We start from the raw sequence: 21,653 nt of genomic DNA on the forward strand, positions 1-21,653 counted from the left end.
GGTTTGGTTTGAAGGCTCGTTTTGAAGGTTTGTAGGGTTCGTTTTGTAGGGTTTGATTTGCAGGTTCGTTTTGTGAGTCGTTTTGCAGGGGTTGCCAGCACATCCTGGAGATTTTTCCTGAAAGGAAGTTCCCTTGCAGGTCAGTGAAGAGCTTGGATTATTCTGAAATTGAATTTTTTATAAGTTGGATTTTTCTGAAATACAAACCGGATTTTATGTAAGTGGCAGATTCTTTTATGGAGGTTAGGGAGCCCCGGAGGGCTACCTCGTTTTTTGTGGATTTTTTTCAGGAAGCGTTTATTGGAAAAAGAAAAAAGATGGGATTTGTTTATCCCATCAGCTTCTGGAGTTCAGGTCCGAGTTCCTTGACTACATCGACCATTGCTTTCGAGGTGTCAAGAGGTGCTCCGGGCGGGATTTCACAGCCAGTAGACAGTACGTACTTGGACTGGAAACCGTTCTCTTTAAGGGTCTGGACAGCACCTCTCAGGTTGCTTTCCGTGTCGTTTCTAATTTTCTGGATGCCTTCAGGAGAGTTGTCCAGGAACTGGATCGGATCCACTTCACCCATCATGCAGCAGGTTTCCCCGTACTTCGGGATGAGTTCGTCGTAACTGTAGGAACCTTTGCCCTTCCCGGAGGGATAGTAGGCATAGCTGTACAGGGCGGTCCCGAACTTCGAGATCTGGGTATCGTAGTGGACAGCGTCGGCACAGTTGTGGATGATATAGGGCTGGTTGTATTCCTTGAAGACCGGGACGTGCTTGTTGTACACAAACTGGCCGTCAAACTTCCAGTAGTCTTCCTGTCCCATGATGACGTTGTTGGACCAGAGGTTGTCGATACAGAGGGCGTCACAGGCATCTTCCTCAAAGAAAGCCCTGGAGACTTCGGCTACGTAGTCCGCACATTTGTCCACGGCTTTGAGCACAACATCAGGATTGGTGTTGATATCGCCGAGCACCCGGCTTGCGCCCATGAGCTGGGTCAGGGTAAGGAGGGGACCTTCATGGAAGCCAACCATCGGAGTTTCCAGTTCGCTGTTCAGTTTGGCTTTTCCAAGCTTTGTTGCTTTAATCAGTTCGTAGGCCCGGGTCCCTTCCTTAACTTCGGGAACCTCGATCTTTTCATAGTCTTCAAGGTGGCCCTCGGAGGAAGGAGTATCTTCTTCAGGGAACTTGATCCCGCATCCCAGGTCCGCCGAGGTGATGGAAAGGTCGACCAGTCCAACAAACATATCGAGGTCCAGGTACTTTGATCCAAGGTAAGCGCTCTGGACAAAAGCCTCCTCGTTTGTGGCATACTCCTTGTAGGTCACGGGAGCAAACTTCCTCAAGACTCCACAGGCCAGAGGATAGACAGGCAGACGGTCCACCTTTTTATCAGCAAGGGCAGCGAGAGACCTGTCGGTGTGCGTCATAGATTCCTTCGTCTTTACGCCCACACTCTCGAACTCTTCGATGATAGCCTTTGCAGATTCGAGCCCTATATCCACGGCTTCGACCGTGACCTTCTTTGCAAGCTCTTCCTTGTACTTTACTTTGTTAAGGCTGATCTGTTTCTCACTCCACCTCAGATCAGCATCCGGAAGTTCGGCAATAGCTCCTGTTAACCATTCGGTAGCTGCACTTGCGTCATTTCTGGTTGCGTCAGCCCCTATTTTTTCTGCATAGTCCGCATTGATGGGGGCACCGCCGACCATGACCAGAAGAGAGTCCCTTAACCCTTCTTCCTTGAGCTGCTCAATAACCTTTTCCATGCCGGGCATGGTTGTTGTCATTAGTGTGCTCATGGAAATAGCATCGGCTTTCTGATCCCTTGCACTGCTTACAAAACTGCTTAGGGACACATCCGAACCCAGGTCGACCATGTCAAAACCGGCTGCGGTCATCATTGTCTTGACAAGGTTCTTGCCGATGTCGTGCACGTCGCCTTCGACTGTCCCGATAATGATCTTCGAAGGCTTGTTTGTTGAATCAGTCTTCAGGTAAGGAGAGAGAATATCCAGCCCTTCGTACATCGCACCTGCGGAAACCATGAGGTTCGGGACGAAGGCTTCCCCGTTCTCATACATGTCACTTACAACGGACATGCCTCTGGTAAGCCCTTCCACGATTGCGGTATATGGGTCAATGTTAAGCTCCAGTACCTTGTTTGCAAGTTCTTCTATGATTTCGTCGTCTCCTTCGACAACTGCTTCAGCCATCTGCCTGAATATCTCTTCCTCGGAGATAGCTTCCGCTCCTTGATTCTCATTTCCGATTGCCATATTAAACCTCCTACATTTAGGAAAAATGGGCGTCTCATAATTCTTCAGGCAAAAATGCCCTTAAAAACCACCTGTTTGCGCCCGTTAAACAAAGTCTGAGATTCTATCAGACATCACGGTTAACAGTAACACACATTCTGTAAAACCGCACTTACAATTTTAAATATACACTGGCTAATATATAGCATAACCGAAGGCGTTTTTCTCCATAGATATGATTTTTCCGGGCCTTTTGATAGAAACCTATTTCCCAATATTTTCAAAGCTTTTGATGCTGACAGGACTTCAAGGATTCAAAGGGGTTTCGATATTGACAGTCTGCCGGAATATCTCCGGACCCCTGACACCGACAGGACCACGAGTATAGGAAGAATCCCGGAAATTATCAAACACTTTGATAATATCAATGCCCTATTCCCGAAACATAATGTTCTCAAAAAATCTCAAAAATAAAGGAAAAACTCAGGTCCTTTTAAACGGAAAAATACCTGATTAAGAAGATATTACATCGATGAGGTTATATCAATGAGAAGTTCAAATTCAGGTTAAGAAAGTGAATTCAAATCATAAAGGAGAATTTAAAGTTTATTAAGTCGGATATCAGTATTCGGGTTCATAACAGTTAGATTCATAAGATTCAGATTCACGATATCTGGATTCATGACATCCTGACCCATAAGATTCGGATTCATGACATCCTGATCCATAAGATTCGGATTTATGACATCTTGACCCATAAGATTCGGATTCGTAACATTTGGACCTGCAGTCTTCAAAACAGGAAAAAACAGAACCGCAATACTCATCTCTGGCCTCTACCAGCGCCGTCATATTTTCGAGAGGGGTCAGGGGCGCAATTCCGCAACCCGGAGCAAGGATATCAACCCCGCCTTCCAGGGATTTTCTTGCTTCCGCTTTTACATCTTCACGGCTGCCGCAAAGGAGAGTCGAAGAACTGGCAACGTTTCCTATAAGACAGATCCCATTTCCGAGATTTTTCTTTGCACTTTTCAGGTCCCGGACCTTTTCTTCAACACTAATTCCTTCAAAACCGCATTCAGAGAGGGTTCCAAGAAATAGGGAAGCATCTCCGCACATATGCAGTATTTTGGGCCCTTTTACCTGCTTACAAAAACGCCTGTAAGCAGGTTTTATTAAAAGTTCGAAAATCTCCAGGTTCAAAATGTCAGGGCCTGATATGCCGTCCGGAACACAGACCGCATCCACACCCTCCTCAAAAAGGGCATTTGCATACTCAATGCAGGCATCAGTATTGATTTCCAGGCATTCCCTGATATAGTCAGGAGATTTAAGAAGCTGTCTCAGGTAGTTGTCCGCCCCCAGAAGCCTGGAACAAAGGGCAGCCGGACTTTCTATTCCCACAATTAGGGGGAGAGACCCTTCAGTTTTATTCTTAAGGAGAGCAGTTGCTTCCAGAACCGTAGGGATCCTGCCCTTTTCCAGCAAGGAATACGGAATTTCCGGCAATTCCCCTGAGTTTCCAAGGGGAGGAAATGTTACATAGGGCTGGGTCTCCTTTGTTCCCCTGCTAACCTTACACCCCATCGCTTCTGAAAGTACTGTTACGCAGTAAGGATACCTTACAGCCTCCAGTCTCGTAATTTTATGGGCAGCCAGAGAGAGAGCTGCCATTTTTTCAGGGTTGCTGTGGGCTTCAGGCCAGAAAGCCCCGCATTTTTCCATAAGAGAAACAGTTCCTGTCTGGGTAACGGAAAGTACCGGCGCCCTATCCACGGTTTTCCCCTTCAACACATTCAGGAAACGGTCTCTTAAATTGTAATCAACCATGTTTATCTATAATAATTTTTAACCGGATTATTTTTAACCGGATTATTTTTAACTGGATTATTTTTAACCGGATTATTTTTAACTGGATTATTTTTAACTGGATTATTTTTAACCGGATTATTTTTTAATTGTATTTATGTTTCTAATTAGATTTTAGAGTTCCGATTTGGTAATTTGCCGTGAGTTTTTCCTGTAGTGAAGGAAAAGGCTCTCTCCCCAGCTTATGGAGCCTTTTTCAACACTCATCAGTGCATGGTTGTGGTATATTCCGTTTTTATAAAAAAAGGAAAGGGCAAGAAAGCGGTCAGTGACGGTGCTCGAGGCAAGCCCTATATTGCAAGCACAGACGAACAAATTCGCATTTTCCTTATTGAGGTACTCTTCCAGGAGTTCAACGTATTCATTCCTGAACCTTTCAAAGACAGGCTCGGTAATAATTAAGGAAACGTTGATCCCCTTTCTTATTAGTTTGAGATACAGGGAAGAAAGGGCAGGACTGAAATAAGAGGAAACTTCCATTAGGTACGTTGATTTAAAGAGTTCGGCTTCGATTCGCTTTGGGAGATCGTACATCCGGTCCAGTTCAGGCTCGACGAGTTCGCAGTGCCCCAGAACTTCGATCTGGTTCAGGAGGGAGGAAGGGATGGAATTTACGTTATGGTTTTGCCAGTAATCCCTGTTTTCTTCGTATACGTTCAGGGTATTAAGGAGGGGCTCCATCTTGTTTACGATCACTTCCCCCATGCTTGAAAGTTTGTACATGTCCCCCTCATGGATGATCAGTCCCTGCCCTATCAGGATCTTGATCTGGGTCATAATCGCACTCGATGTCCCATTAAGAGTGTTCTTGATCTCTTCGATTTCCCTGGGCCTTTCGATCAACAGTAGCAGAAGATCTTTTCTCTTATCAGATAGGAATAAAGTTCCCAACAATTCCAGTTTCATTCCAACTCACTCGCCATTTTCTACACTGAGTTATCCTGCATCCAGTACATGAAATTTTTATATTGACAAAAAGCCCCCCTCCCAGAACTAAATAAGCTATTTTTAATCCTGCTTCTACCCTGTTTGCCTTAATTCCTCCTTCTTTCTCGTTACTCACTTCTAATTACTCACTTCTAATTACTCACTTCTAATTCCGGATTTTTTAATTCAAGGCATTGAAATTCTGGGATTTAACATTAAAGGGATTACCATTCAAAGAGTTATCACTTTGGGAGTTTCACATGCATAAGGGTACCCGAAACGTCCTCACTTTCGAACCAGATCTCTCCTTTATGGGCATCGACAATGTCTTTACAGATATAGAGCCCCGATTCAAGCCCCTGATACCTGCGACTTACGGAGTCGTTGACCTGGTAAAGCCGGTCAAAGAGATAGGGTATAAGTTCTTTACTTATGCCCTTTCCACTGTCCACGATCACTATGTGGACATTATCTTCTTCTTCTTTTGCTTCCAATGCCAGCTTTCCTCCCTGCGGAATGAATTTTATGGCATAGTCGACAAGAGCAGTAAAAAGGACTGTCAATTTTTCCCTGTCACCTTTAATTTCAGGCAAACTGGCAGGGATTTCTTTTTCAACCTCCAGGCCTTTTTCATCGATCAGGAAAATATTGTTTAAGAAAGCATCAGAGAGGATGTCCCTTAGCTGTGTCTCTTCAAAGAAATATTCGATCTTTCCTGCCTTTTCCAGGCTCTGGTAGAGAAGGGAATCAACAAGGCGGCGCAGCTTTTCTGAATAATGGATAAAGGTGTTAACCGCCTTTTGCTGCTGGCTGTCAATAGCATAAAGCGTCTCAAAATCCATAATTTCCTCATATTCCTCCTTTTCCGGAAACATCACTTCTTCCATGAATTCGGATTTAATCATATTCATGGAACCGAGTTCCTCATTCGCTTTGGATAGTTCCTCAGAATATGTCCTGAGAGCTTCTTCGAGCTGTTTTCTCTGGATCAGCTGCCACATACCCTGCATTAGCAGAGTTAGCTGCCGAACATCCGATTCGTCATAGTCTTCCCCTTTGTTTCCCACCCCTGCAACGGCAACTATCCGCTTTCCGTCAAAGACCGGGATATTCAGATGCCTGGTCAGATGCACATGGTTTTTCGGACACCCTTTCTTGAGGGGGTTAGGGGCGGGATAATTATTGGTAATGATTGGTTTTCGCTGTCTTGCAGCCTCTCCCCAGAGCCCCATACTCTTTACCGGGTAGATGAACTGCTTATCTTCAATCGAACACTCTTCCATCACACTGTCAGACCAGGAATGCATTACAAGGGTGCTTTCGTATGCGTCCATAAAAGCCAGGTACCCGAGTTTGCTACCGGTCAACCGGACCGCTTCTTCCCTGGCAAAGTCCGTGATCTCTTTCAGGGAGGCACCCGCCATCTGTTCAAGTTTTACAAGGGTTTCAAGCCTGGATTCGTTGAGCCTCTGTGCAGCTTCAGCTTTTTTGCGTTCGGTGATGTCCCTGGCAACCGAAAGGATGGTCCTTTTGCCTCCGTAATCGATAATCCTGGCACTCACCTCAAGGGGGATGACGGTCCCGTCTTTACAAACTGCTCCCGCTTCAAAAATCCTGGAACCTTCGGCCTTTATCTTCTGCATGTTTTCCCTGACCGAAGCCCAGTAATTAGAAGGAATGATCTCTTCGGCTTCCATGTTCAGGATTTCTTCCTTGCTGTAGCCGAGCCTGTCCACAACAACCTGGTTCACATCCATGTAACATATTCCGTCCGGCTCCCGGATGTAAAGCTGGTCATTGATATTGTCAAAAATTGTCCTGAACCTGCTTTCCGATTCCTTTAGAGCTTCTGCGGCCTGAACATGTTCGATTGCGATGCCTGCAAGGTGTGCATTTGTCCTGATAAACTCAAGTTCCTCTTCGCGGGGCATCCTTGTTTCACGCAGGTAAATCGTGAATACCCCGAGAACATCGCCCCCCGAAGAAAATATGGGTTCTGCCCAGCAGGCCTTCAAGCCTACTTTTTGTGCAATTTCCCGGCACTCCTCACAGAAGGGATCTTTCATGATGTTTCCTACGATTACACGCTTTCCGGTCCTGGCGGCAGTCCCGGCAGCGGTCCCGGCAGCCCCGTTATTAACCTTTATCTTCATCCCGTTGATAGCTTTAGAATAAAGTTTCGGAAGGCTTGGACATGCTCCGTAGAAAAGACGTTTTTGCTCCCTGTCCAGAAGCATTACCGTGCACAGGAGCCCTGGTTTCATTTCTTCGGCATAGTTGACAAGGAGCAGGAGCACTTCATCAAGGGAAGCCCCCGAAGCTATCCTTTCAAGTACCCGGTTCTGGCTCAAGATAAGCTCCTCAGCCTGTTTACGTTTGGTGATATCCAGAAGTATACCCTGGTAACAGGTAACTTCGCCTTTTTCATTTCTCCGGATCAGGGTCCTTTCGTCCATATAACGGACCTTTCCGGATTTCATCAGGACACGGTATTCCTTGCTAAAATAGTCCCGGCCCTCTTCAGCATTCTTTGAAACTTCTACCTTAACCTTTTCCAGGTCCTCAGGGTGTATAATATCGGTATAAAAAATATTCCTGGAGGTGAAATCTTCAGGCGTGTACCCGAGTCCAGATACGTTTTCAGAGACAAAATCGACCGGCCAGCCCGGTTCGGCTCTCCAGAGGAAGACAATTGCATGCCCACTGTTAATGATCCTCTTAAATTCTTTTTCCGTATCAAGAGCATTGAGCATTGATTTTTCAGCCTGTTTCCACCGGGAGATGTCAAAGACAGTGATCTGGAAAGAACCTGCTTCCCCCTCCTCTTCACTCAAAACCTGAACTTCGGCTTCGACCCATAGCACGTCTCCGGATTTATTCAGGAGCCTGTATTGCCGGGTAAAGGTGCCGTGCCCTCTGTCTTCCTCTTTGTGCCCACTGTCCTCCCCTTTGTACCTTTTTTCCGCATAAGCAGAAAACTGAGAAACAGCCATTTCCAGGTCTGCTGGGTATATAATATCAGCATACCCCAGGCTTCCTTCAACAAAATCTTCCGGGGAATACCCTAACCTGGAAACGTTTTCAGTAACCATTTCCACAGGCCAGCCGGTTTCTGCCCTGCAGAGAAAAATAACTGCAGGGCCGTTATTAACAAGAGTTTCCAGTTTCATATCAATCCGTGTCATTTCCTATTTATACCCGGGTTTTGATTCCCCAGTTTTGATTCTTCTGATAAGGAAAAAACCATTTCCGAAAAAACAAAAAAGAATTTACCCTTCATTTCAGTTTCAAGGGGCTTCCGATTCCAATCCCCAGCAGCTTTGTCTCCAGAGGAGATCCCGTTCCTTTCCGGGTATCCTTTCTTTCCAGGTTGAAAAAAACCTGTTCCCGGTCAAGCCCGTAAACCCCCATATGCTCGGAGATCAGGCGCTCGCTCAGCTCAAGCCCGTAAGCCAGAGCTTCCTGGTAATTCCCGGATATTTTTCTTTCTTTTTCCGAAAATACCAGGTATTTTTCATTTCCAGGCCCTGCCGGGCGGATCAGGACTTCACTTCGCTTGATTATGTTCCCTACAAGGGCTCCAACGGCATTTCCGACCTCATAGTATTCCGGAATCCGGATATCCGCATCAACAAACTCAAGCAATTCATCAACATACGCCCTGACCGGAGCCCCTATCAGCACCACAGGGACGGTTATCTTAAATTTGGTACAATCCGAACTGTCCATAACTTTTTCAAGGTCGCTTTTCCTGAGGTCCCTTACAAAAAAAGCAATTAATTCCAGAGCAATATTCTTTGCAAACTTTTGTTTAATAGCCCTGCAAAAGTCCTCTTCTCCCTGCCCGAGAGCCCTGCCGAGAATTTTTGCACCCAGGCGGGATGCTGCCCCTTCCCAGGCTTCATACTCCCCGAGCACGTGCAGGGCATCGGTAGGGGTAAACCCAATCTGGCTTATGCAGCGTTTCTGGACAAGGGAATGCAGGGTTTTTGTAAAGAGGAGAGGGTGGTCCCCTGTTTTTTCGGAAAGCTCGGCTACGGAGACCGGTTCATCCCCGATAACTTCAAAGATTTTCCTTTCGTACCTGTCCATTTCGAATTCAACCGCGTAATTAAAGGCCGAATAATCTTCGTAAGTTTCGACCAGATGGCTCCTGACAAAGAAACTTGTAGGCTGCAGGATGTCGTCCATAACCCTTTCACGGAGTTTCCCGGGTCTGGAAAGCTTATCAATAAGGTTCGGAAAACGCTCTGCTGCCAGACAGAGGGGAATAACCCTGTTAGGTCCTATAAAAAACTTATTCCGCATCCAGACATGGCTGTCCCCACCCACTGCCGAGGTCCTCATCCTGATCGCCCTGACCATTGTTTTCCAGTCCCCGACAACCGCCCCGGTCTCACTGATCTCCGGGACTCCGTCTTTGATAAAGGCAATATCTGTACTTGTGCCCCCTACATCCACGGCTATGCAGTCTTTTAGCCCGCTTATGTGCGCAGCCCCGACAAGGCTTGCTGCAGGTCCCGAAAAAATGGATTCTACAGGCTTTTCCTCTGCTTCTTCCAGCCTGGCAAGAGAGCCGTCACATTTCATAACCATGAGAGGGGCACTGATATTTCTCGCACGCATTGCAGCCAGAACGGACCGGATAAACAGGGAATTAATAGGAATCAGACGAGAGTTCAGAGTGGCCGTAGCCGCCCTTTCGTAAGCCCCAAGATCCATGGAAAGTTCATGTCCGCATACGACCGGCCTTTCCGTCAGGTCCTGAATACACTGTTTTATGGAAAGTTCATGTTCAGGGTTCCGGGCGGCAAAGTATGAAGAGATTGCATATGAAAAAACCCTGCTTTTTGTAGCGTTAACGAAGTCCCTGACCGTATCCAGATCCAGCAGATCTGCCTCACCCCCGTTAGCATCATGGCCACCGCTAACGGAAACCATATGCTGGACAGGCAGTTCCCTATTAATCGAATACCCTGCAAGGATCAGGCCTGCAGGATGCCCTTTTCCTTCCAGGGTTGAGTTCGTTGCAAGGGTTGTTGAAACGGAAACCAGCCTTATGTCTTTCAGGTACCCGGGGTTCAGGCCGGAGATTACACCTTCTATTCCCTGAATGAGGTCCGAATGAGTAGTCAGGGTCTTGTTCGTTTCAAGGACTCTTCCGTCTGAAAGATCCATTATAACGGCATCAGTGTATGTGCCACCCGTATCGATCCCTAAACCAAACTTCATATTACTCATCATATATTTCGGAGATCTGAATATATAACATAGCTGATAGCGTTTTTTTCCAGGTTTTGATTGAATCAGCCGGTTTCACCTCGACAGAGCCCCCGGGAGAATCAAATGGAAGGAACTAAGCAAAGGGTTTGAGATTATCAAAGCCCGTGACAAAATCAGACCCGGAAACTTCATGAATAATTAAACGGAGAGGATAAAAAGAAATGATTTTAAAAAGAAATGATTTTAAAAAGAAATGATTTTAAAAAGAAAGTTTTTGCCTGGGGTTTATTTAAGTTTCAGCGGGCTTCCGACCCCAAGGCCTGACAGGCGGGTCTCTTTCGAGGCTCCGTATCCCGGATTGAAGTCTTTCCTTTCAAGATCGAATCGGACCTGCTCCTTCCGGAGCCCGTGCCCGTCCATATGCTCGAAAATAAGCTGTTCCATGAGTTCAAACCCGTAATCCAGGGCTTCCGTGTAGCTGTCCGTGACTTTCCTTTCCTTTTCCGAAAAAACATGGTATCGGTCAGACCCGGGCCCTACCGGACGGACAAGAATTTCACTTCTTTTGATTATGTTTCCTACAAGAGCTCCAACAGCATTGCCCACCTCATGGAACTCGGGGACCCTGATGTCCGCATCGATAAACTCCCGGAGTTCGGACACGTAAGCTTTCACCGGGGCTCCGATCATCACTACAGGCGTCGTGATTTTGTACTTCATAAACCTGGAGCCTTCCATCAATTTTTCAAGGTTCTCCCGCTTGAAGTCCTTTGCAAGAAAGGTCAGCAGATCAAGGGCGACATTATTTGCAAAGTTTTTCTTTATCTCCCTGGAAAACCCTTCCTCATCCAGGCCCAGATGACGGCCGAGGACTTCCGCCCCAAGCAAAGAAGCCGCCCTGTCCCAGGCTTCGTAGTCCCCCAGCACATGGAGAGCATCCGTGGGAGTAAAACCAATATGACAGATGCAGTGCTTCTGGACCAGGGAACGCAGGGCTTTTGCAAAGTAAAGGGGATGCTTCCCGATTTTTTCCGAGATGTCATAAACCGAAATCGGCTCATATTCTATCAGGTCAAGGACCCGGCGTTCGTAATCGTTAAGTTCGAACTCGATTACGTAATTAAGAGAATGCAGGTCTTCTTCGGAATCCGGATGCCCGCTCCTGACAAAGAAGCTGGTTGGCTGGAGGATATCGTCCATTATCCTTTCAGAAGGTTTTTCCCCTTCCAGCAGCCGGTCCACAAGGGAAGGATAACGGGAAGCTGCAAGGCAGAGAGGAACGACCCTGTGAGGCCCTATGCAGAGTTTTTTCTGTACCCAGACGTGGCTGTCCCCGCCCAGTGCCGAAGTCTGGATCCTGACTGCCCGGACCATTGTCCTCCAGTTCCCTACGATAGCACCGTTTTCACTGATTTCCGGGACCCCGTTCTCGATAAGGGCTATATCGGTACTGGTGCCCCCTATGTCCACTGCAACACAGTTTTTCAGTCCACTGATGTGCGCAGCCCCTACAAGACTTGCTGCAGGTCCTGAAAAGATGGACTCAACCGGCTTTTCAACAGCGTCCTCTATCCTGGCCAGGGAGCCGTCGCATTTCATGACCATCAGGGGAGCTCTGATGTTTCTCACTTCCATTACTGAGAGGACTGCCCGGATGAAATGGGAATTTATAGGGATCAGGCGGGCGTTCAAAGTAGCTGTAACCGCTCTTTCGTAGGCTCCCAGGTCCAAGGAAAGCTCATGCCCGCAGACCACGGGCTTGCTTGTAAGGCGCTCTACGGTTTCCTTTATTGCAAGTTCATGTTCGGGGTTGCGGATGGCAAAATAAGAAGATACTGCGTAGGAAGATAACCTGTTCCTGGTGCTGCTGACAAATTCCTCCACGGCTGCCAGATCCAGTCTACCTATTTCATTTCCTTTTGAATCATGCCCTCCGTTTACGGTCACCATATCCCTGGCAGGGACTTCCCCGCTCACAGAGTAGCCGGAAAGGATCAAACCCGCATGGTGGCCTTTTCCTTCAAGCGTAGAGTTGGTGGCAAGAGTCGTAGAAACGGAAACAAGTTTGACGTGCTCCAGATATTCCTGGTCCAGACCTGCAATTACGTTTTCAATTCCTTCAATCAGGTTCGAATGCGTCGTTAATGCTTTATTGGAAGCAAGAACTTCCCCTTCCGAAAGATCCATAATAACGGCATCAGTATATGTGCCTCCGGTATCGATTCCCAGACCGAGTTTCATAGGATTAGGTTTATTTTCAAAAAGATATAACATAGCCTATACTATTTTTTCCGGAGATAGGAGTTCCGAAGGAGAGTGCAATATTGGAAGGTACAAAATATATTAAGGTGCGAAATATTAAAGGGGGAAAATATATATAAAAGAAAAGAAGGGAAAATTCCGAATGCGCACTGGAGAAGAGCAAATTCAGGAATTCCGGTACATTCGGTAGTCCCGCAACTTACTTAAATTATCGTATCCACAGCCAGTTCTTTTTTCCCCTGCAAACACCCTCCGAACCCGGACATGGCGGCGAGCCCGTTTTCCGTCAGATCCCCCGTAATTACAACAATATCCGGAGAATACCGGTTTATGCTTTCAAGCATGCCATCCGCAATTTCCGGCAGATAATATGCTTCTGAAAAGTGAATGTCCGAAAGATGCACTATTCGCATGGTATATGATTCCTCTGTCAGGTTTATTTTCATATCATGCTGTTTTCCAAAAAGAGGAGTTAGGGCATCATATAATTAGTTATTCGATTTATACTATACACCAACATAAAAAGTAGAGAAGCCAATATTAAATAGATAGACGTGGGTTTTTGGAATATAAGAAAGAAAAAAGAAGGTATATCCCTCATGAGTTATTTCCGGCTCCTGCACCTTTTGGAAAAACCAAAATTGTAGGGTTTGCACACACTTAATCTGGAATGGTCGGATCACTGAAAGGAGACTCAGGAACCTTAAATAACCCATAAGGATGATTCAGAAGGATAGCTGTCAAAACTATCCTTTTTTACAGGAATAAATTCCTGTGGAAGGGAACTAACGTTTTTCGAAGTAAATTCCCGAAAGGAACTAACGTTTTTTCGGAAATAACTCCAAAAAGAGGCAAGCCGTTTTTGTTTAGATCTCCTCTTTTCAGAGACTGCCGTTTTTTACGGAAGCAAAGCCAGTTAAAGGGTTTTCAACCGTTTTTATGGGAGCGGGCTTTGCAGAACCGCTGTTTTTAGGGAAGAACTCCCATTGAAAAGGTTAATTAACATCCATAACCTGTCAATTTTCAAAGCCATGCATGGGATAAGGGTATGTCACCACGCAAGACACCGTTTTTTACCTCCGAGCCGGCAGGACAGGAGCAGGCGGGCCTTCCGTGTCCTTCTTGCCGAAAGCCCAAATTCTTCCGGACCGACCAAGTAGTACCTAAAATAATTCTAAAGTATATAGCATAAACTGTGTTGTTTTTCAACACGTCGTTGATATTCACAGGCCTTTTGATTCTAAACTGCTTCCTGATATATCCGGAGGTCCTGAATTGACAACCCGCAGAATTAAGTATATTTTAGATAAAAACTGGAATCTGAGACATCAGGAAATTGGCAGAAACTTTGAGAGAATCAATTTCAGACTAAAAAGATTAAATTGGAAAAAGCTGAATTTCAAATTTTCATCCACATGAGTTATCTTCAAGGCTATGCATCTGTTGGGAAACTCAAGATTGCAGGTTCGCTTAATGCAGGTTCACTTAATGTAGGGTCGCTTAATGCAGGTTCGCTTAATGCAGGTTCGCTTAATGCAAGTTCACTTAATGCAGGTTCGCTTAATGCAGGTTCGCTTAATGCAAGTTCACTTAATGCAGGTTCGCTTAATGCAGGTTCGCTTAATGCAGGTTCGCTTAATGCAGGTTCACTTAATGTAGGGTCGCTTAATGCAGGTTCACTTAATGCAGGTTCACTTGCACTTTTTATTTGGAAAATTGAACCCCCGCAAGAAGGCACAGGAACTTCCAGAGAACTCATGAGGATGATTCAAAAAGGATAGTCATCAAAGACTATCCTTTTTTTACCGGAATAAGCTTCCATGAAAGCGACTACGTTTTGGAAGTAAATTCCCGAGAGTGGACTATTCGGAAATAAAACCCCGCAAAAGGGGCAAAGCTTTTTTTGTGGAGATGCTTTCATTTAAGAGGCTAATATTTTCATGGAAGCAAAGTCCATTTCGCACTTCAAATTTTTTATGGGAGCGGACTTTGCAGAACCGACGTTTTTCAAAGAGAACTCCCTGAAGAGGTTCACATTCATAATACGTCAATTCTCAAAGCTTTGCGTGGGATGGGGGATGCTTACCACGCTTGAAACCGTTTTTTCGTATCCAGGCCGGCAGGACAGGAGCAGGCGGGTCTTCCATGTCCTCCTTGCGAAAAACCCAAATTCTTCCGGGCCGTACTGGCAATAAATAATATAACTCAAAAATATATAGCATAACCGATGGTGTTTTTAAAATACAGCTCAATATTTTTCCTGACAGAAAAAAGAACCAACTTCCTGTTTTCAGGAGAAAACGATTTTTACTGAACAGATAATTCCAGCCTGTAAGGAGAAATTATTTCCCTTCAAATATTTGATCTCAGCAAATTTTAAAGGGGATATATTAAAAAGGTGATTCCAAACAGGGCCCTAAAAATCTTTTCACAAAATCAAGAAAATCCTTTCAAAGAAGGCATGCATGAAATATTAAGTATACGTACCAGTTAAAGATTTACCTTAAAAAATCAGGGATATTAAAATTATGAAAAAGCAGAGAATACATTGAAAGGATAATTAAGAAATCAGAAAAGAAATGAAAAGAAAAGAAAAGAAAAGAAATGAAAAACAAATAAAAAACGAAAAAGGAATGAATGTGTTTGGAAAACACACCCATTTTGTCTTCAATCTTTTCTCTGGCCTGCGTACTCATCAATGCAAGTACCATCACAGAACTTTACTCCCATCCTGTATGCCGCCCGGGCAATCATGTGTCCGGAAATAGGGGAAGTCAGGAGGATGAAAAGCCCTACTGTAAAGGCTTTGATGCCCATGGGGGTAATACCTTCCTGAAACAGGATGCTCAGGAGAACCCCGAAAGCCCCGAGGGTACCGACCTTGGTGGTTGCGTGCAGCCTGTTGTAAACATCAGGCAGACGCAGGAGGCCAATCATACCCACAGAGAGGAAGAAGATCCCTACAAGCAGGCTGATAATGCTAAGGATATCTGCCACGAGTGCCAGTTCATCTGCCATCAGATCACCTCCCCTTTATCGAGATACTTTGCAACCACAATTGTCCCCACAAAGGAGATGATTGCAAGGAGCATGGCGACGTCCATCAGGAAGATCGAGCTCGCCTGAAAAGCGTAGAGCGCGAATATCACCACAAGGGCATTACCCATGGCATCCTCAGCCGCAATCCTGTCCGGAAGAGTCGGACCGTAGAGCACCCTGTAGATACACGGTGCTGTTGCGGCTACCATAATTATCAGGGCCAGGAAGTCTGCTTGTTCCAGAGTAATCATTCGAATGCCTCCAGCACGTATTTTTCTAGGTCGTCACGGATGGATTCACGGAGACCCTGGGGATCTGACGCGTCGATCGAATGCACAAAGAGCGCAGTGTTGTCGTCGGAGATGTCCACCGTAAGCGTCCCGGGAGTTAGGGTAATCGTGTTTGCAATACCGGTAATCCCAATATTGGTCTTGGTTCTTATGGGAACCCTGATAATTCCGGGGTTGATGTCGATTTTTGGGCTAAGAACGATCTTTGCGACCACGATGTTCGCTTTTATGATCTCCTTGATCAGTACATAGAAGTACACCAGTTTCTTGGGGATCTTTGCAAGCCAATCTCCCGTAGGTGTTACAACTTCATCCAGACGGTAGAGTTTACTGAAAGGCTGGACGACCACCATTCCGAAGATGAAGCCCAGGAAAAGGCTGCCTATGGTCACCTGGCCACTTACCAAACACCATATTACCGGGAGTCCCAGGTAAACAATAAGACGACGCTTCATCTTATCACCCTCACTAATACTGCATCAATATAAGGCTGCGGATCTATGACCTGTGCTGCAATTGTCTGTGCAATATCCAGGAGAGGCTCTGCATATATTCCGAAAATCAGTACAAGTGCTGCCAGGAACAGGATCGGGCCCACCATCAGGAAGGACAATTTGTGATGGGAATATTCCCCGTACTGCGGATCCCTTTCTCCCCAGAAGATAAGCATCCAGCCTCTGAACATATAGAACAGAGTGAATACTGCAAACACCAGGGCGATCAAAATCGGTATGTAGAACTCCGACCTGAGACCTGTGTCAAAGAGTGAGAACTTGGCAATGAACCCGCCCATCGGGGGCACCCCTCCAATGGACATTGCTCCCACCAGGAAAGCACCGGCCATTAAAGGATTGCTGTTAATCATGCCGCCCATCTTGCGCATATCCCTTGTCTCCGCGTGGTGGATGATTCCACCGGAAGTAAGGAACAACATGCTCTTTGCAAGAGCGTGGTTTACCAGATAGACAAAAGAAGCTGCAATGATTAAAGTGGCTCCAGCCACAAAACCTTCTGCATAAGCGACTGCTCCCATTCCAAAGCCCAGGAAGACGTATCCGATCTGGGATACACTGGAATAAGCCAGTAGACGCTTAACATCATTTTGCCCTATGGCAGAGGTTGCTCCAAGTCCTATGGTAATCAGAGCCATCATGAGGAGAATCGGTCCAAAGACCCCTTGAAGGGGAGCAAAGATCACAAAGAGGACCCTAAGTATGCCATAAGCTCCGATCTTAATAATCACACCACTCAGCATTGCACTAATCGGGGACGGAGCTGTGGGGTGCACATCCGGAAGCCAGTAGTGCAGAGGGAAGACTGCTGCCTTTCCTCCGAATACGATGATGAAGAGCAGCCCGATAGCATACATGTGCCAGGGAAGGGTTCCTGCCTCGGCAAGAATCCTGACCTTAATGGCAATGTCAGCCATGTTCAGGGAACCGATGGAAGCGTAGAGAGAAGCTACGGCAATCAACATCACGTTTGACCCGAGCATGTTCAGGACAATGTACTTCAGGGTGGCTTCCATCTTATCCGAGATTTTCGTAACCGTTGAGGTTTCGTTTGCAACGATCAAAGCTCCCGAGGAGAGCAGCATGATCTCGAAGAAGACAAACAGGTTGAAGATATCCCCTGTCAGGAAGATACCGTTGATCCCGGCTAGCATCAGGTTGTACAGGGAATGGTAAGTCAGGTTCAGGGATTTACTTTCGATATAATCGTAGGAGTAAATCAGGCCCATACAGCCGATTAAGCAGTTTAGGCCTACCATTGAAGCACTGAGGAGGTCGGCTACAAGCACGATCCCGTACTTCCCGAATTCTCCAACTTCATAAACCGTAATCCCGCCATTCCAGACCGAAGAGAGCAGGAGCCCGCTTAAAGCCAGCAACCCAACACTTGCCACCATATCCAGTGCCTTTTGCAGCCCCGGAGAAGATTTGGTCAGGATCGTGATAGGAGCCATCAAAAGGGGAATGGCAATCAGGAGGATTGGAAGATGTTCCATTAAAAAGCTCATCCCCACAACCTCCTGAGTTCCTGTACATCGGTGGTACCGTATTCTTCATAGGTACGGTATGCGAGGGTCAGGATAAAGGCCGTTGTCGCAAGCCCAATCACAATGGCTGTGAGCACGAGGGCCTGAACCAGGGGGTCCGCAAACTCCGTATATGGGTTGGTCGTTATCGGCCCGATTACCCCTGCTGCCACGTCATCAGCGACCATCAGGCCCTGGTCAAGACCATGAACAGCCTGGTGGTGTTCCAGGATCGGCACGAGGGTACCGTCACTGAAAACCCCGCTTGCAACAATATAGAGGTTTATGGCATGGGAAACGATCCCAAAACCGATAATAACTTTCATCATATCCCGTCTGAGGATCAGGAAAGTCCCGATTCCAAAGAGCAGAGATATAGTGAGAGCAAGCATAACATTATTCATTTTCCACCCTCCGGGTCTTTTCCTTTGTCCATACCTACTTGCGTTACGATAAACAGTAGTCCGCCAATCACAACAAAGTATACACCAAGGTCAAAGAACATCGATGAGACCAGTTCGAGCTCACCCAGGTGGAAACCTCCCACTATCAGCGGGGATAACTCAAACGCACTTCTGAAATAGTTGTGACCTGCAAGTAAGGGGGACAGCGCCGTTATGCTTGCAAATAAGAGACCATAGCCGAACCAAGTATGCCAGTCCGGGTTCCAGAATTTCTTGACATCCTCGTACCCGTATGCCACGTAGATCAGTCCGATTCCGCATGCACAGAGCACACCGCCGATGAAACCTCCACCCGGCCGATTTCCTCCGATCAGCAGAAGGTCGAGTGAGTAGAGCATGTCCACCATCAAACAAACCTTTGCGATTGTTTTGGTTATTACCGTGGTCATTCTTCCTCACCTCCTTCAGCTGCAGATCCGGATCCGGCTCTACTCAGGATCAGGTTATAGACACCCAGAGCTGCAAGGGACAGCACCGAAATTTCTCCGATGGTATCGTAGCCTCTGAAGTCCACGACTATCACGTTTACCACGTTGAGTCCACCGGTCAGCTGCAGGCTGTATTCCATGAAGTAGTGAGAGAAGGACTCGAATGGGCCCAGGATTCCAACGCCTGCGTTTACCATAATGGCAAAGACTGAAAACGCAACTGCACCTGAGATTACAAGGTTCACCAGGACTTTACCCGCTGGCATGGGCTCTTTGAATTTCTGGGGGAGCCTCATGATTACCAGGATGAAGATAATGGTGGAAAGCGTTTCCACACAGACCTGGGTCATTGCAAGGTCAGGGGCTTTGAGGTACATGTAAAGCAGAGATACCAGGAAACCTACACCAGAGAGGGATATGACCGCAGGCAGGTATCTCGGGATTATCGCAGCACCCAAAGCTGTTACAATAATCAGGGCATAGAGAACGATTTCGTAGGGCTGTGCACTGAAATTCATGCCCTCAGGCAGGATGTCTGCAAAACCGTATCCTAATCCGAAGTAAGCCAGGAACGGGGCCACTACCAGGAAGATCATGAAAAGTTGCACGATCTTGATATAGCCTCCCAGGGGACCTGGCTGGGTAATGATTGCAAACTTCTTGCATATACCCTTTGCATTGTTTACGGTTGCATCGTACCAGTAGTTCACACTGATCCAGGGGAGCTTGGCATTGAAGCTGTTCTGCCAGGCAGCGAGTGGGTCATAGAACTTGTAAAGCACGATACCGATGGCAAAGGTTGCTATCGTCATCAAAAGCGGCGTGGTAACTCCATGCCATAGCGCTACGTGCAGGTGTTCGGCACCTGGAACCTGACCACTGTATGCAGGCTGGATCAGAGTCTCAATCGGGAACTTCGGATAGATACCGAAGAAGATGATCAGACCTACCAGGAAGAAGGCCGGAGTCAGCATGACCCAGGGGGCTTCATGCACATGGTGAGGGATGTCCGGGTCTGTGGTCCTTTCTCCAAGGAAAATCCCGTCTATCAGCCTGATGGAATACATAAGGGTGAAAACACCACCCATCACTGCAACCACCGGGAAGATGATGTTCCAGGGTCCTCCGTAGGTTTCCGTAACCAGCGCACCTATCTCAAGAGATGTTTCATAGAACATTTCTTTGCTCAGGAAACCATTGAGTGGGGGTACACCTGCCATGGAAGCTGCTGCAATAACTCCGATTATAAATGTTTTTGGCATCTCCTTTCGCAAACCACCCAGTTTTCGTATGTCTCGGGTGGCGGTCTCATGAGCCACTATACCCGCCATCAGGAAGAGCGTAGCTTTAAAGGTAGAGTGGTTTAGCAGGTGGAAAGTCGCTGCAGCGAAGCCCAGGCCCGGATGTTCGGCCGTACTATAGCCGTACATGGTCATCAGATAAGCCAGCTGGCTGATTGTCGAATAGGCCAGGATACCTTTGATGTCCGTCTGCCGGAAGGCCATGAAACCCGCCATCACCATGGTGATCATTCCTGTTCCTGAAACAATGATCAGCCATTCGGGAGTACCCGAAAGGATGGGGTGTAGCCTTGCAACCAGGTAAACACCGGCCTTGACCATTGTAGCCGAGTGCAGGAATGCACTTACAGGAGTCGGAGCTTCCATAGCATTGGGCAGCCAAATATAGAAGGGTCCCTGTGCCGATTTGGAAGCAGCCCCGATAAAGATCAGGATGAGGGTTACAAGGTAAAGCTCACTTCCATGAACTGCCGAGAGCAGTTCAGCACTCTGGGCAACCTCCGATATCCCGTAGGTACCTGCAGCAATCCTTAGCAGCAGGAAACCTAAGAACATGAAAAGTCCGCCACCGGCCGTTACCAGCAGGGCTTTGGTTGCGCCGTATACGGATTCTGGTCTTTCTCTCCAGTATCCGATAAGCATGAACGATGTGATACTAGTCAGTTCCCAAAAAATAAACATCTGGATTGTATTATCCGTATAGGCAATGCCCAGCATTGCACCCATGAAGAGTAGGAGCCACTGGTAGTACCTCGGCAGGTCTTCCTTTGTGGACATGTAACCGTTTGAATAGGACATGATGATAACACCAACGCCTGAAACGATTAGCGCCAGGAGAACGGCCAAGCCGTCTCCGTAAATGTCAAAAGATAGACCCGCTGTCGGCAACCAGACCCACGAACCCTGTACAGGAGTGCCCGCCATAGCGTAAGGGATAACCTGGGTATTCAGTGCAAAACAGACAAACGCAATGCCTGCTGCAATCCAGCCTATCCTTTGTTTAAATACGCTATATAATACGGGTAATGTCCATGCAAGTATAAATGGTAAAAAGACAGCTATTACTATTGCATTAAATGGATCCATGAATCATCAACCCAACCTCTGAAATTGTTTATAGATTCAATTAGTTATAGTCAGGCATAAAAATTTCAATCCAAAATTCAATCCACGTAGAAAATAAAGAGATGTAGTTAGCCTCTATTTTCCTCAGCCTATACTCTTTTGTCATATAGTAAAAATGTTTCGGTTTTTGTTTGAGGCCTCTTCAATATCAAGCAAACTATTTTTTGCTCAAACCTACATAAGAAACCCCACCCACAGATTCCCGAATAACGGTGTGACATCCTCCCATCAAACCTACATATTTTTCCTTAATTCCAACGCCATTGAAATTTTTTGTATATTGTGAAAAGAATTTTAGCTGCATAATAAAGGAAGTAAATAAATGACCCCCTCCGACATCAATGAAAATTATAGCATTCTGTAGATAGATATTTTTTTGAAAGAAAATTGCAAAAACAAAAAGCTAAACATTAAAAATATAAATTTTTCACAATATATT

The 21,653-nt window shown here is 46.4% G+C and carries 17 protein-coding genes; 2 read left to right on the top strand and 15 right to left on the bottom strand.

The window, feature by feature from the left end; genetic code table 11:
• Positions 1-328: 328 nt before the first annotated feature.
• From ACSAZK_RS09555 to ACSAZK_RS09590, 8 genes are all read right to left on the bottom strand, one after another.
• On the bottom strand, positions 329-2,269 hold the full coding sequence (locus ACSAZK_RS09555; RefSeq protein ID WP_440953938.1) for a uroporphyrinogen decarboxylase family protein: 1,941 nt from the start codon (positions 2,267-2,269) through the stop codon (positions 329-331).
• 600 nt (positions 2,270-2,869) lie between these two features.
• Entirely contained in the window at positions 2,870-4,078 is a 1,209-nt protein-coding gene (gene mtaA, locus ACSAZK_RS09560) for a methylcobamide:CoM methyltransferase MtaA (protein ID WP_440953939.1), read from the bottom strand.
• Positions 4,079-4,231: 153 nt separating this feature from the next.
• Positions 4,232-4,960, bottom strand: a complete 729-nt coding sequence (locus ACSAZK_RS09565; protein WP_440953940.1) for a helix-turn-helix transcriptional regulator — start codon at positions 4,958-4,960, stop codon at positions 4,232-4,234.
• Positions 4,961-4,985: 25 nt separating this feature from the next.
• On the bottom strand, positions 4,986-5,180 hold the full coding sequence (locus ACSAZK_RS09570; RefSeq protein WP_440953941.1) for a hypothetical protein: 195 nt from the start codon (positions 5,178-5,180) through the stop codon (positions 4,986-4,988).
• 106 nt (positions 5,181-5,286) lie between these two features.
• Positions 5,287-8,229 carry a GAF domain-containing protein gene (locus ACSAZK_RS09575; RefSeq protein ID WP_440953942.1) on the bottom strand — a complete coding sequence of 981 codons (2,943 nt, stop codon included), beginning with the start codon at positions 8,227-8,229 and terminating at the stop codon, positions 5,287-5,289.
• A 91-nt stretch (positions 8,230-8,320) separates the two neighbouring features.
• Positions 8,321-10,276, bottom strand: a complete 1,956-nt coding sequence (locus ACSAZK_RS09580) for a hydantoinase/oxoprolinase family protein (protein WP_440953943.1) — start codon at positions 10,274-10,276, stop codon at positions 8,321-8,323.
• A 276-nt stretch (positions 10,277-10,552) separates the two neighbouring features.
• A complete protein-coding gene (locus tag ACSAZK_RS09585; RefSeq protein ID WP_440953944.1) occupies positions 10,553-12,508 on the bottom strand; it encodes a hydantoinase/oxoprolinase family protein in 1,956 nt (651 codons plus the stop codon).
• 224 nt (positions 12,509-12,732) lie between these two features.
• Positions 12,733-12,942, bottom strand: a complete 210-nt coding sequence (locus tag ACSAZK_RS09590) for a metallophosphoesterase (protein WP_440953945.1) — start codon at positions 12,940-12,942, stop codon at positions 12,733-12,735.
• Positions 12,943-13,944: 1,002 nt separating this feature from the next.
• On the opposite strand from ACSAZK_RS09590, the gene ACSAZK_RS09595 reads away from it, so the two are divergent.
• Together ACSAZK_RS09595 and ACSAZK_RS09600 are read left to right on the top strand one after the other, a co-directional pair.
• Positions 13,945-14,310 (top strand): hypothetical protein, encoded by a 366-nt coding sequence (locus ACSAZK_RS09595; protein ID WP_440956989.1) that lies wholly within the window; start codon positions 13,945-13,947, stop codon positions 14,308-14,310.
• A gap of 159 nt (positions 14,311-14,469) precedes the next feature.
• Positions 14,470-14,724 (top strand): hypothetical protein, encoded by a 255-nt coding sequence (locus tag ACSAZK_RS09600; protein WP_440953946.1) that lies wholly within the window; start codon positions 14,470-14,472, stop codon positions 14,722-14,724.
• Between the two features lie 472 nt (positions 14,725-15,196).
• On the opposite strand, the gene mnhG is transcribed toward ACSAZK_RS09600, so the two are convergent.
• The 7 genes from mnhG to mbhE are packed head-to-tail and all read right to left on the bottom strand — an operon-like array spanning position 15,197 to position 21,175.
• On the bottom strand, positions 15,197-15,547 hold the full coding sequence (mnhG, locus tag ACSAZK_RS09605; protein ID WP_440953947.1) for a monovalent cation/H(+) antiporter subunit G: 351 nt from the start codon (positions 15,545-15,547) through the stop codon (positions 15,197-15,199).
• The gene (locus ACSAZK_RS09610) at positions 15,547-15,819 is read right to left on the bottom strand and encodes a cation:proton antiporter (protein ID WP_048177060.1); all 273 of its coding nucleotides are present in this window, start codon (positions 15,817-15,819) and stop codon (positions 15,547-15,549) included. The genes mnhG and ACSAZK_RS09610 overlap by 1 nt, the downstream gene beginning before the upstream one ends.
• On the bottom strand, positions 15,816-16,313 hold the full coding sequence (locus ACSAZK_RS09615) for a Na+/H+ antiporter subunit E (RefSeq protein ID WP_048177058.1): 498 nt from the start codon (positions 16,311-16,313) through the stop codon (positions 15,816-15,818). The genes ACSAZK_RS09610 and ACSAZK_RS09615 overlap by 4 nt, the downstream gene beginning before the upstream one ends.
• On the bottom strand, positions 16,310-17,878 hold the full coding sequence (locus ACSAZK_RS09620) for a proton-conducting transporter transmembrane domain-containing protein (RefSeq protein WP_440953948.1): 1,569 nt from the start codon (positions 17,876-17,878) through the stop codon (positions 16,310-16,312). The genes ACSAZK_RS09615 and ACSAZK_RS09620 overlap by 4 nt, the downstream gene beginning before the upstream one ends.
• Entirely contained in the window at positions 17,875-18,300 is a 426-nt protein-coding gene (locus ACSAZK_RS09625) for an NADH-quinone oxidoreductase subunit K (RefSeq protein ID WP_440953949.1), read from the bottom strand. The genes ACSAZK_RS09620 and ACSAZK_RS09625 overlap by 4 nt, the downstream gene beginning before the upstream one ends.
• Positions 18,297-18,749: a monovalent cation/H+ antiporter subunit B gene (locus ACSAZK_RS09630; protein WP_440953950.1), complete on the bottom strand. Its 453-nt coding sequence runs from the start codon at positions 18,747-18,749 to the stop codon at positions 18,297-18,299. Before ACSAZK_RS09630 ends, ACSAZK_RS09625 begins: the two co-directional genes overlap by 4 nt.
• Positions 18,746-21,175, bottom strand: a complete 2,430-nt coding sequence (mbhE, locus tag ACSAZK_RS09635; protein ID WP_440953951.1) for a hydrogen gas-evolving membrane-bound hydrogenase subunit E — start codon at positions 21,173-21,175, stop codon at positions 18,746-18,748. Before mbhE ends, ACSAZK_RS09630 begins: the two co-directional genes overlap by 4 nt.
• Positions 21,176-21,653: the final 478 nt, after the last annotated feature.

The organism is Methanosarcina sediminis (assembly GCF_052056915.1).
Classification (GTDB): Archaea; Halobacteriota; Methanosarcinia; order Methanosarcinales; family Methanosarcinaceae; genus MTP4.